General features: G+C 73.1%; 11 protein-coding genes. 6 read left to right on the forward strand and 5 right to left on the reverse strand.

Going from position 1 to position 11,286, the window contains the following annotated elements; genetic code table 11:
* The first annotated feature begins 3 nt into the window (after nucleotides 1-3).
* Nucleotides 4-291: a hypothetical protein gene (locus tag MOV08_RS28725; RefSeq protein ID WP_275309428.1), complete on the forward strand. Its 288-nt coding sequence runs from the start codon at nucleotides 4-6 to the stop codon at nucleotides 289-291.
* 661 nt (nucleotides 292-952) lie between these two features.
* On the opposite strand, the gene MOV08_RS28735 is transcribed toward MOV08_RS28725, so the two are convergent.
* Complete coding sequence (locus MOV08_RS28735) at nucleotides 953-1,645, reverse strand: TetR family transcriptional regulator (protein WP_275309430.1); 693 nt, start codon at nucleotides 1,643-1,645, stop codon at nucleotides 953-955.
* A 240-nt stretch (nucleotides 1,646-1,885) separates the two neighbouring features.
* Between MOV08_RS28735 and MOV08_RS28740 the strand changes: the two genes are divergently transcribed.
* The 5 genes from MOV08_RS28740 to MOV08_RS28760 all read left to right on the forward strand — a co-directional run bounded on the left by MOV08_RS28740 (nucleotide 1,886) and on the right by MOV08_RS28760 (nucleotide 7,226).
* Nucleotides 1,886-3,247: a glycosyltransferase family 4 protein gene (locus MOV08_RS28740; protein WP_039636993.1), complete on the forward strand. Its 1,362-nt coding sequence runs from the start codon at nucleotides 1,886-1,888 to the stop codon at nucleotides 3,245-3,247.
* Nucleotides 3,248-3,324: 77 nt separating this feature from the next.
* On the forward strand, nucleotides 3,325-4,182 hold the full coding sequence (locus MOV08_RS28745) for a class I SAM-dependent methyltransferase (protein ID WP_039636995.1): 858 nt from the start codon (nucleotides 3,325-3,327) through the stop codon (nucleotides 4,180-4,182).
* Nucleotides 4,179-5,249, forward strand: coding sequence for a prenyltransferase/squalene oxidase repeat-containing protein (locus MOV08_RS28750; protein WP_275309431.1), 1,071 nt, complete (start codon nucleotides 4,179-4,181; stop codon nucleotides 5,247-5,249). Before MOV08_RS28745 ends, MOV08_RS28750 begins: the two co-directional genes overlap by 4 nt.
* Nucleotides 5,250-5,389: 140 nt before the next feature.
* Nucleotides 5,390-5,962, forward strand: a complete 573-nt coding sequence (locus tag MOV08_RS28755) for a hypothetical protein (protein WP_078875927.1) — start codon at nucleotides 5,390-5,392, stop codon at nucleotides 5,960-5,962.
* Between the two features lie 451 nt (nucleotides 5,963-6,413).
* A complete protein-coding gene (locus MOV08_RS28760) occupies nucleotides 6,414-7,226 on the forward strand; it encodes a maleylpyruvate isomerase family mycothiol-dependent enzyme (RefSeq protein WP_275309432.1) in 813 nt (270 codons plus the stop codon).
* Nucleotides 7,227-7,516: 290 nt separating this feature from the next.
* Here the strand turns inward: MOV08_RS28760 and MOV08_RS28765 are convergent, their stop codons facing one another.
* From MOV08_RS28765 to MOV08_RS28780, 4 genes are all read right to left on the reverse strand, one after another.
* A complete protein-coding gene (locus tag MOV08_RS28765) occupies nucleotides 7,517-8,527 on the reverse strand; it encodes an LLM class F420-dependent oxidoreductase (RefSeq protein ID WP_275309433.1) in 1,011 nt (336 codons plus the stop codon).
* 173 nt (nucleotides 8,528-8,700) lie between these two features.
* The gene (locus tag MOV08_RS28770; RefSeq protein ID WP_275309434.1) at nucleotides 8,701-9,507 is read right to left on the reverse strand and encodes a DUF5336 domain-containing protein; all 807 of its coding nucleotides are present in this window, start codon (nucleotides 9,505-9,507) and stop codon (nucleotides 8,701-8,703) included.
* 188 nt (nucleotides 9,508-9,695) lie between these two features.
* The gene (locus tag MOV08_RS28775) at nucleotides 9,696-10,601 is read right to left on the reverse strand and encodes an N-acetylmuramoyl-L-alanine amidase (protein ID WP_275309435.1); all 906 of its coding nucleotides are present in this window, start codon (nucleotides 10,599-10,601) and stop codon (nucleotides 9,696-9,698) included.
* 19 nt (nucleotides 10,602-10,620) lie between these two features.
* The gene (locus tag MOV08_RS28780) at nucleotides 10,621-11,280 is read right to left on the reverse strand and encodes a class I SAM-dependent methyltransferase (RefSeq protein WP_039637007.1); all 660 of its coding nucleotides are present in this window, start codon (nucleotides 11,278-11,280) and stop codon (nucleotides 10,621-10,623) included.
* Nucleotides 11,281-11,286 lie beyond the last annotated feature (6 nt).

Consider the following 11,286-nt stretch of genomic DNA (forward strand, 5'->3'; position numbering starts at 1 on the left):
GACATGCGCAAACATAGCGCGTGGCTCTTCGAACTGCTGTTGCGGGTGCTCCTGCCCGCAGGAGGGCGTCACCGGTCCGCCGACGCACCACCTGAAGCGGGGTGCGAGGACGCGGCGGCACCCGTTCCCCTCCGTGTGCTCTCCAAGCACGCGGGGCTGCTGCGCGGTGAGGACGTACCCCTGATCCGCCCCTACATCCTGACTCCCGAGGAGCGGCGGGCGCTGTGGCCAGCCGCGCATGGTATCGATACCGGCCCGCGCCGGATCTACGGGGTGGAGGCGATGGTCTGATGCCCCGCGAGTGCCGCCCGGTTCACCTGTCCGACCCGTTTCCGGCGCCGGAACCCGAACCTGTCGCCGGATGTGACGTGTGTGCCGCCCTGGCCGAGCAGCGTGCGGTGGCGTATTCCGTCGGAGACAGGACGACGGTGATCGACCGCAACGTCGAGATGCGACGCCACCCCCACGCACGAAAGGCGAAGTCGTGACCGGGCGGGCCAGGTTGAGGCCGCCGGAGCTACGACCACCGTTGGTGGCGACGGGCGAGGGCGTCATCTACGTGCCCCCTGGTGATCCAGTGCCGGCGTGTCCAGATCCATGTGCGATCTGCAAGGCGAAGGGGCGACAGGCCACGCCCGAAGAGTGACCCGATGAACTCCGCTGCGGTGAGCGGTCATTGCGGCGGCGCGGCGTCTCCCGACGGGGATCAGCCGGATCACGGCAGATGTGTGGTGACTCCGGCCCCGTCCGCCCTCGTATGCGGGGTGCCGCTTCGGCGGTGAGGGACGTCGCAAGGCCCCACCCCCTCCAGGGTTCTCCGGAGCCTGGAGGGGCGTGGGGCTTGGCCGGGCTCCGTAAATGCACGTGGCGGGGCCCGTAAGGGGCGGAGTGGTCGGACCCGTAGGGGGCGGGAGGGCCCCTTGCGGGCCAATTACCCGTGTGCGGGGGGAGGTTATGCGGAGGGAGGGCGACGGTCCTGCGTCCGGCCCGGGGTCGTCAGATCGATCAGGCGGCAGACGGTTTCGATGTCGATCTTCACCTGGGCGATCGAGGCGCGCCCGGACAGCCAGGTGATCAGCGCCGAGTGCCAGGTGTGCTCGATGACCCGGACCGCGGAGAGCTGTTCGGGGGTGGGCGGGGCGGAGGGGCGCGCCGGCCCCTTCGACGGGGGGTGGGCGACGGGCGGGGCCATGGCGTCGAGGATGATCGCGGTGGTCAGCCGGGAGACGGTGTCCACCTCGGGGCTGACGGACCGGTCGGCGAAGGTCAGCGCGCGCACCATCGCGTCGGCCAGGTGCGGTTCGCGCTGCAGGGCGCGGAAGGCCCGCATCAGCGTCTGGGCGACCCGGGCGCCGGGGTCCTCCTCCGACGGGGGGCGCTTGCGCAGCGTCTCGTGCATGTGCTGGAGCTGGTCCTGCATGGTGGCGACGAGCAGGTGCACCTTGGACGGGAAGTAGCGGTAGAGGGTGCCGAGCGCGACTCCGGAGGATTCGGCCACCTCGCGCATCTGGACGGCGTCGAAGCCGCCGCGGCTGGCCAGCTTGGCGCTGGTGTGCAGGATGCGGCGGCGCCGGGCCTCCTGACGCTCGGTCAGGGGAGGACTCGCCGGAAGCGCCGGCCCGGCCGCCCTGGATTCCGTAGTCATGTGTCCCATTCCGTGGCTTTCCGTCCGCGATGCGGTGAGTGCCGGTGGTGTGTGATCGGCACAGCATGGCAGGGGTCCTGTCGTGGCGCGAATCACCTGGTGCGGCTCTTTTCGCTCCGTTCCCGGCCGGTAGATTCGAAACTCGGTGAACTGATCAGTAGCTTTTCAGTTCTGAAACTTGTTCTAGATTACCGCCAGCGGTTACGCTCCGGCGAAAGTCCAGTGAGAAGGGGGCCGTGCGTGACCGCAGAGGCCGTCCAGGCAGCCGCGCCCCGCCCGGCGGAGACCCCCTCGGCCTCCGCCCCGATGGACCCCGAGCGTCCCCTGCGGATCGCCATGCTCACGTACAAGGGGAACCCGTTCTGCGGCGGTCAGGGCGTCTACGTCCGCCACCTCTCCCGCGAGCTGGCCCGCCTCGGCCACACCGTCGAGGTGATCGGCGCCCAGCCCTACCCCGTCCTGGACGAGGGGGTGACGCTGACCGAGCTGCCCAGCCTCGACCTCTACCGCCAGCCCGACCCGTTCCGCACCCCCGGGCGCGACGAGTTCCGCGACTGGATCGACGGCCTCGAAGTCGCCACGATGTGGACCGGCGGCTTCCCCGAACCGCTGACCTTCTCCCTGCGCGCCCGGCGCCATCTGGCCGCCCGCCGCGGGCAGTTCGACGTCGTCCACGACAACCAGACCCTCGGCTACGGGCTGCTCGGCGGCCCGACCGCGCTCGGCGCCCCGCTGGTCACCACGATCCACCACCCCATCACCGTCGACCGGCGACTGGACCTGGCCGCCGCGCAGGACTGGAAGCGCCGCGCCTCGGTCCGCCGCTGGTACGGCTTCACCCGGATGCAGAAGCGGGTGGCCCGGCGGCTGCCGTCGGTGCTCACCGTCTCCGGCTCCTCCCGCCAGGAGATCGTCGAGGACCTCGGCGTCCATCCCGGCCGAATCCACGTCGTCCCCATCGGCGCCGACACCGACCTCTTCTCCCCGGACCCGTCGGTCCCGGAGGTGCCCGGCCGGATCGTCACCACCTCCAGCGCGGACGTCCCCCTCAAGGGGCTGATCCACCTCGTCGAGGCGCTGGCCAAGGTGCGTACCGAGAACCCCGACGCCCACCTGGTCGTGGTCGGCAAGCGGGCCGACGACGGGCCGGTCGCCGCCGCCATCGAACGCCTCGGGCTGTCCGACGCCATCGAGTTCGTCAAGGGCATCAGCGACGCCGAACTCGTCGACCTGGTGCGCGGCGCCCAGATCGCCTGCGTGCCCTCCCTCTACGAAGGCTTCTCGCTGCCCGCGGCCGAGGCGATGGCCACCGGCACACCGCTGCTGGCCACCACCGGCGGCGCCATCCCGGAAGTCGCCGGACCGGACGGCGAGACCTGCCTCGCGGTGCCGCCGGGCGACGCCGGGGCGCTCGCCGCCGGCCTGCTCCGGCTGCTGGGCGACCAGGCGCTCCGCCGCCGGCTGGGCGCGGCCGGCCGGGAGCGGGTGCTGGCCCGCTTCACCTGGCGGCAGGCCGCCATCGGCACCGCCGAGCGCTACCGCGAGGCGATCGCCCGCCAGGCGGGCCGGTCCGCCGCCTCGCCGGTCGCCGGCCGCCGGTGACCCGCACCATGCCGCACTCCCACCGCCCACGCCGCACCTCACCCCGCCCCTGACCGCCGGACGAAAGCGTAAACGCCGTGCTGACCGTCGACTTTTCCCGATTCCCGCTCGCTCCCGGCGACCGCGTACTCGACCTGGGCTGCGGCGCCGGCCGGCACGCCTTCGAGTGTTACCGGCGCGGCGCGCAGGTCGTCGCCCTGGACCGGAACGGCGAGGAGATCCGCGAGGTCGCCAAGTGGTTCGCCGCGATGAAGGAGGCCGGCGAGGCCCCGGTGGGCGCCTCCGCGGTGGCCATGGAGGGCGACGCGCTGGCGCTGCCGTTCCCCGACGCGAGCTTCGACGTCGTGATCATCTCCGAGGTGATGGAGCACATCCCGGACGACAAGGGCGTGCTCGCCGAGATGGTCCGGGTGCTGCGCCCCGGCGGCCGGATCGCGGTCACCGTCCCGCGCTACGGCCCGGAGAAGGTCTGCTGGGCGCTCAGCGACGCCTACCACGAGGTCGAGGGCGGACACATCCGCATCTACCGCGGCGACGAACTCCTGGGCAAAATGCGCCAGGCCGGCCTGGAGCCGTACGGCACCCACCACGCGCACGGGCTGCACAGCCCCTACTGGTGGCTGAAGTGCGCCTTCGGCGTGGACAACGACCAGGCGCTGCCGGTGAAGGCGTACCACAAGCTGCTGGTCTGGGACATCATGAAGAAGCCGCTGGCCACCCGCCTCGCCGAACAGGCCCTCAACCCGCTCATCGGCAAGAGCTTCGTCGCCTACGCCACCAAGCCGCACCTGCCCGAGGCCGAGGCCGAGCCCGAGACGGCGACGGCGACCGCGCCGGAGACGACGGCCGCCGCCGAGCCGGCAGCCAAGCGCACCCGCTCCGCGACCAGGACCGCCGCCGCCAAGCCCGCCACCGCCCGCGGGGCCGCCAAGTGACGAGTCCCGGGCGCACCGAACGGCTCGTCCTGCCGGGGGTGCTCACCGCCGAACAGGCCGCCCGCACGGTCGAGGGCATCCTGGCGACCCAGCGCACGGACGGCGCCATCCCGTGGTTCCGCGGCCACCACCTCGACCCGTGGGACCACACCGAGGCCGCCATGGCACTGGACGCGGCCGGCGAGCACGAGCGCGCCGAGGCCGCCTACGACTGGCTGGTCCGGCACCAGAACCCGGACGGTTCCTGGTACGCCGCCTACGCCGACGGCGACGCGAACGCCCCCACCGACCGCGGCCGGGAGACCAACTTCTGCGCGTACCTCGCGGTCGGGGCCTGGCACCACTACCTGTCCACCGGGGACGAGACCTTCCTGGACCGGATGTGGCCGGCGGTCCACGCGGCGATCGAGTACGTCCTGGAACTCCAGCAGCCCGGTGGCGAGATCGGCTGGAAGCGGGAGGACGACGGCACGCCCGTCCGCGACGCCCTGCTGACCGGCTCGTCCTCCGTCTACCAGGCGCTGCGCTGCGCCCTGGCGATGGCCGAGCAGCGCGAGGAGCCGCAGCCCGACTGGGAACTGGCCGTCGGCCGCCTCGGCCACGCGATACGCCACCACCCCGAGCGGTTCCTCGACAAGTCCCGCTACTCCATGGACTGGTACTACCCGGTGCTGGGCGGCGCGGTGCGCGGCACGGCGGCCCAGGAGCGGATCGACGCGGACTGGGACCGCTTCGTCGTCCCCGGTCTGGGCGTGCGCTGCGTGGTGCCCAACCCCTGGGTCACCGGCGGCGAGAGCGCGGAACTGGCGCTGGCGCTGTGGGCGATGGGCGAGTCCGACCGGGCCGTGACGGTCCTCAAGTGGATCCAGCACCTGCGCGCCGACAACGGCATGTACTGGACCGGCTACGTCTTCGAGGACGAGACGATCTGGCCGCAGGAGCTGACGTCGTGGACCGCCGGTTCGGTGCTGCTGGCGGTCGCCGCGCTCGGCGGTGACGAGGCCACCACCTCGGTCTTCGGCGGCGAGCGGCTGCCGACCGGACTGGCGCCGGACTGCTGCCGGTAGTCGCCCCCCGGGGGCACCCGCCCACCGGCCCGGCGTACGGGCCACCCCCATCTGGCCGTTGCCCGGTGGCGGCCCTCCGGCGGGCGGGTCAGGCTGCGGACGATGTTCCCCAGCCGACCCGAGCCCGCCGGAGGCGCGCCGTGACCGTTCCGCAGTCCCCCGTCCGCGACCGTGCCGCCCTGCGCAGGGGCGTCGTCGCGCTGCTGCTGGCCTGCACCCTGACCCTGGGCGCCGTCGCCTGCGGCGGTTCGAAGAAGAACGAGGGCGGGGCCAGCGGCTCCCCCAGCCCCACCAGCTCGGCGGAGAAGCAGAAGTTCGCCAAGACCCGCTTCGTGACCAACGCCGGGCTGGCGGCCGGCGCCACCTACCAGTGGATTATCAAGCCGTACAAGGCCGGCGGCTTCAACAAGGGTGCCAAGCACCGCAAGACCGCGCTGGTCAAGGCGGGCCTGGCCGGGGTCTTCACCTACAACCGGCTCAAGGCCGCGGTGCGCAACGCCGAGGGCGACCCGACGCTCTCCAAGGCGCTGGCCCCGCTCAACAGCGGCATCGACTCGCTGAAGAACCTCGGCACCAAGCTCCGCAAGGGCGAGGCCGGCTCCGCCGACGTCGACCAGTTCCAGAACGTCATCAACAACGTCAAGGACGTCGGGAAGAAGAACGGCGCCGAGGTGAAGGACCAGGTGCCCAGCACGTCCCAACTGGGCGGCTGACGACGCCGGTCCGCCTGACGGCGGGGTGTGCCGGTTCCGCTGCTCGGGGCCGATCCGCTGCGCGGGGCGGTGCCGCTGCGCGGGGCTGGTCGGGTGCGGGGCGGGTCCGCTGCGCGGGGCTGTTGGGTGCGGTGCCGGGTCTGTGGGGTGGGGGATGTGCGGACTGCTGCGCTTTACGTCCGCACATCCCCCACCCCACAGACCCGTCCCCTCCCGTTGATGGGTGGGTTTCAGGCCGTGGGGGTGCGCCTTGGTGGGTTGGTGACCCGTTGTCGGTCGAGGGGCTCCGGCGCCGGAACTCTGTGGCCCCACTCCGGGACGCTTCCGACGGATCTCCGCGGCGTTCCGACCGTGGGCGACGCGGAGACGGGAAGACGGGTGGATCGACATGGTGACGGTCGTCCCGCAAATGGGGGGTGGAACCGCGCGGCGGCGCACTACTGTGCGACGTATGTCGCTCCAAGGCTCCCTCACCTACGAGGAATACTGCGCCCAACTGCTCGCAGAAGCCGAGAAGTTCCGGGCATCCATCCGCCACGCCGACCTCTCCGCGACCGTGCCGACCTGCCCCGACTGGACCCTGGCCGACCTCGCCCGGCACGTCGGCGGCGCGCACCGCTGGGCCGGTGAGCTGGTCGCCACCCGCGCCACCGCCGTGATCGACCCGACGACGATTCCGGGCGCCGGCGGGCCGGACGACGACACCCCCGAGGCGCTCGACGCCTGGCTGGCGGAGGGCGCCGAGCGCACCGTGGCGGCGCTGCGCGAGGCCGGCCCGGACACCGCCGCCTGGTCCTGGGCGTCGGACGACCGGGCCGGGTTCTGGGCCCGCCGGATGGTCCACGAGACGGTGATCCACCGCGCCGACGCCGCGCTCACCACCGGCGCCGCCTACGAGGTCCCGCCGGAGGTCGCCGCCGACTGCCTGGACGAGTGGCTCGAACTGTGCGCGCTGCCAACGGCGGCGGAGCGCTGGGCGGACCGCGCCGAGGGCCTGTTCGGCCCCGGCCGGACGCTTCACCTGCACGCCACCGACGCCCCGCCCGCCCTGCACGCCGAATGGGTGCTGGACCTGACGGGCGACCGGCTCACCCACCGCCGCGCCCACGAGAAGGCCGCGGTCGCCCTCCGCGGCCCGCTCACCGACCTGCTGTTGGCCCTCTACCGCCGACGTTCCCTCGACGACGAGGGCGGCGAGCGCATCGAGGTGCTCGGTGACCGCCCGCTGTTCGACCGCTGGCTGACCTACGCCTCCTTCTCCTGAACCACCACCGCCCCACTGACGTCGACCCCCACCCACCGTCTTCATGACCACCCACGGGAGGTGCCGGGTCTGCGGGGTTGGGGTGTCCGGACGTAAAGCGCAGCAGTCCGGACACCCCCAACCCCGCAGACCCGGCACCGCACCCGACAGCCCCGCGCAGCGGCCCCGCGCCGCAGGCGCAAAAACGAGCAACCCCCGCGGCGGGGCAGTCGACAACGTGGGAAGCAGCCGGCCGCAGGCCCACGGCGGGGGAGTCGACAACGTGGGAAGCCAGAGAAACCGGCAGAGCGTCAGGAATTGAGTTCCGCCAGCACCCGCAGCGTCCGTGGGTCAGGGGCGGTCACCAGCAGGTCGGTGACCGGCCCCGCGCGCCACAACTCCAGTCGTTCCGCGATCCGTTCCCGCGGGCCGACCAGCGAGATCTCGTCGGCGAAGGCGTCCGGCACGGCCCGCACCGCCTCGTCCCGGCGGCCTTCGAGGAAGAGCCGCTGGACCCGCCGGGCCTCGTCCTCGAATCCCATCCGCGCCATCAGGTCCGCGTGGAAGTTCTTGGCCGCGTGCCCCATCCCGCCGATGTAGAAGCCGAGCATCGCCTTGACCGGCAGCAGTCCCTCGGCGATGTCGTCGCAGACCACGGCGCGCGCCATGGGGGCGATCAGGAAGCCGTCCGGGGCGTCGGCCAGCGACTTCGCGTAGACCTCGGTGCGGGTGGGCGACCAGTACAGCGGCAGCCAGCCGTCCGCGATCGCGGTGGTCTGGGCGATGTTCCGCGGTCCCTCAGCACCCAACAGGACCGGCAGTTCGGCCCGTAGGGGGTGGGTGATGGGCTTCAGCGGTCTGCCGAGGCCGGTGCCGTCCGGGCCCTGGTAGGGGTGGGGGTGGAAGGTGCCGTCCGACGCCACCGGGCCCTGCCGGCGCAGCACTTGGCGGATGACGTCCACGTATTCCCGGGTGGCGGTCAGCGGGCTCTTGGGGAACGGCCGCCCGTACCAGCCCTCGACGACCTGCGGCCCGGACAGTCCCAGGCCCAGCAGCATCCGCCCGCCGGAGAGGTGGTCGAGGGTGAGGGCGTGCATCGCGGTGGCGGTGGGGGTGCGGGCGGCCATCTGGGCGATGCCGGTGCCCAGTTTGATCCGGGAGGTGTGCGCGGCGATCCAGGTGAGGGCGGTGAACGCGTCGGAGCCCCACGCCTCCGCGGTCCACACCGAGTCGTAGCCCAGCCGCTCTGCCTCGCGGGCGAGTTCGAGGTGCCGGGGGTCGGGGCCGCGGCCCCAGTAGCCGAGTGCCAGACCGAGTCGCATGGCCCCGCCTCTCTCCGACGTCCGGTGGTCCACCCGTAGGTGACGATGCGTCAGTTCGCTGGTCCGCCGCACTGTACGGCGCCGTCGCGGACATGGCAACGGCCCCCCGCCCGGGAGGGCGAGGGGCCGGGCCGGCCCGAAGGCCGCGACAGGACCGCGGGGTGCCGGCTGCGTCAGCCGCGCTGGATGCCGGTGGTGTCCTGGAGGATGCCGCGCCGACCGTCCTGGGTCTGCGCGATCAGCGCCGCGCCGCGCTGCTCCACCGCGAGGTACCAGGTGCCGGGCGCCAGTTCGGCGATCGGCGACGGCGAGCCCTCCTCGCTGTAGAGCGGGCGGGCCACCGGCACCGCGAACCAGAACGGGGCGAAGTCCGCCGGGCCGCCGGCCGCCGGGGTGGCGCCCGCCGCGCCGCCGGCCGTGGCGCCGGCGTCCCCGGCCGGGGCCTGCTGGCCGCCGTAGCTCTGGCCGGCCTGCTGCTGCCCGCCGGGGTAGCCGTAGCCGCCCTGCTGCTGGGCGCCCGGGTAGCCGTAGCCCTGGGTGGCGCCGGCGTTGCCGTACGGCCCGGAGACCTGCGGGCGGACCGCGCCGACCAGGGCGACCTTCAGCGCCGGGACGAGCGGGGTGGCCACCGCGGCGGCCGCCTGGACCAGCGCGGCGATCAGGCCGAGGATCAGGCCGGCGCCCGCGCCGTGGCTGTCGATGATCGCCCAGAACGCGGTCCAGGCGGCGAACACGGACAGCGCCACTCCGAACTGCCCGAGCTCCAGCCCGGCGACCTTCCGGGGCTGCGGCAGCGCCCGCGCCGTGACGATCAGGCCGGCGGCGATGACGCCGGCCAGGTAGACGCTCATCAGCAGGTGCAGCGATTGCCAGGCGTTCGTGTCGCCGTACGCGTAGAGACTGAGGAACGAGGCGATCAACAGCAGCACCGCTGCTCCGATCACCACGCCGTCGCCTCGACTGAGGGAGCGGATGTTCACGTAAAGGTCCTTTGTCGGTTTCGTGTTCCTGGTCGACTTCGTGAGGGCGTCGACGCTGTCGCTGGCGCGGTGCGAGGCACGGCGATGGTCCCCCATCGTAAAGGGAACCTATCGTCGAATCCTGTGGGCCGCCCCGGGTATCGGTAGGGCCCTCGGCCGGAAGTCCGTTCGGCTGGTCGGGAGTGTGTTCAGCGCGTCAAGAAGTCCGTAATGCCCTCCGTGATCCCGCGGGCCGCTTTTTCCCGCCACTGTGCATCGGTCAATTGCGCGGCGTCCTTCGGATCGCGCATATTGCCGCACTCGATGAACACCTTCGGCACCGTGGAGAGGTTGAGCCCGCCGAGATCGGAGCGGACGTCGAGCCCGGTCCCGTGGCCGACGTAATTGGAACGTGCGCTTCCGGTCACCGCCGCGAACCGGTCGGCCAGCCGCTCGCCCAGGTCCCGCGACGGCCCCACGATCCGTGAGGTGTCGGCCGCGCCGGCGGTGACCCGCGCCGGGAGGATGACGTGGAAGCCGCGGTTGCCGGCGACCGAGCCGTCGGCGTGCACGGAGACCGCGGCGTCGGCGTGCGCCGTGTTCCCCGCCGCCGCCCGCCCGTCCACGCACGGCCCGTACGGCCGGTCGCCGTCCTGGGTGAGGACGACCCGGGCGCCCTCCGCCCGGAGCAGCGTCCGGGCCCGTCGGACCACGTCCAGCGTGAACTCCGCCTCGGCGTAGCCGCCGTCGGTGGCGGTGCCGGTGGTGTCGCACTCCTTGCGGTCGTTGCCGATGTCGACGAGCCGGGCGATCTCCCGGGTGTGGTCCCGGTTGCGCGGGTTGTGGCCGGGGTCCAGGAGCACGGTCCTGCCCTTGAGGCGCGGACCGCCGGCCGGGGCCGGGCGGTCGGCACCCGCCGTGGGGGCGTCGTCGCCGGCCCCGCCGCCGTCCGCGGACGGCGACCCGGAGGCCGGGCCGCCGGCGGGGAAGAGGCCGCCGCCCGGTGGCCGCCAGAGCAGCCAGCCGCCGACCCCGACGGCCACCACCACCGCCAACACGATCAGCAGGGGGCCGCGTGAGCGGCGGGGCGGGGGGAAAGTACTGCCGTTCGACACCTGCGCGATGGTAGCCGCCTCAGATTTTGGGCCCCGTGCGTCGTAGGACGCGCAGCGAACGGTGGACGGAAACCTCGGTGAACGCGCCGGACTCCAGGGCCCGGCGGTAGATGCGGTACGGGGCCTGGCCGCCGTCCGCCGGATCCGGGAAGACGTCGTGGATCACCAGCAGCCCGCCCTCCGCGACGTGCGGGGCCCAGCCCTCGTAGTCCGCGGTGGCGTGCTCGTCGGTGTGCCCGCCGTCGATGAAGACCAGGCCGGCCGGCGCCTGCCACAGGGCCGCGATCTGCGGTGAACGGCCCACCAGGGCGATCACCCGGTCCTCCAGGCCCGCGGCGTGCAGGGTGCGGCGGAAGGCGGGCAGGGTGTCCATCCGGCCGACGACCGGATCGACCACCTCCGGATCGTGGTACTCCCAGCCCGGCTGCTGCTCCTCGCTGCCCCGGTGGTGGTCCACGGTGACGGCCATCACGCCGGCGGCGCGCGCCGCCTCGGCCAGCAGCAGCGTGGAACGGCCGCAGTAGCTGCCGATCTCCACCAGCGGCAGCCCCAGCGCCGCCGCCTCGCCGGCCGCCGCGTACAGGGCGAGCCCCTCGTCCACCGGCATGAAGCCCTTCGCCGCCTCGAACGCGGCGAGGATCTCCGGCCGGGGGGCGGTCGGGGCCGTGGGAGCGGTCATGGGCTT

This window comes from Streptomyces yunnanensis (assembly GCF_029011865.1).
Lineage (GTDB): Bacteria > Actinomycetota > Actinomycetes > Streptomycetales > Streptomycetaceae > Streptomyces > Streptomyces yunnanensis.

Excerpts from the sequence above, each read along its gene's own strand:
- MOV08_RS28725 (WP_275309428.1), top strand. The coding sequence starts at position 4 with ATGCGCAAACATAGCGCGTGGCTCTTCGAACTGCTGTTGCGGGTGCTC.
- MOV08_RS28735 (WP_275309430.1), bottom strand. The coding sequence starts at position 1,645 with ATGACTACGGAATCCAGGGCGGCCGGGCCGGCGCTTCCGGCGAGTCCT.
- MOV08_RS28760 (WP_275309432.1), top strand. The coding sequence starts at position 6,414 with ATGTCGCTCCAAGGCTCCCTCACCTACGAGGAATACTGCGCCCAACTG.
- MOV08_RS28765 (WP_275309433.1), bottom strand. The coding sequence starts at position 8,527 with ATGCGACTCGGTCTGGCACTCGGCTACTGGGGCCGCGGCCCCGACCCC.
- MOV08_RS28780 (WP_039637007.1), bottom strand. The coding sequence starts at position 11,280 with ATGACCGCTCCCACGGCCCCGACCGCCCCCCGGCCGGAGATCCTCGCC.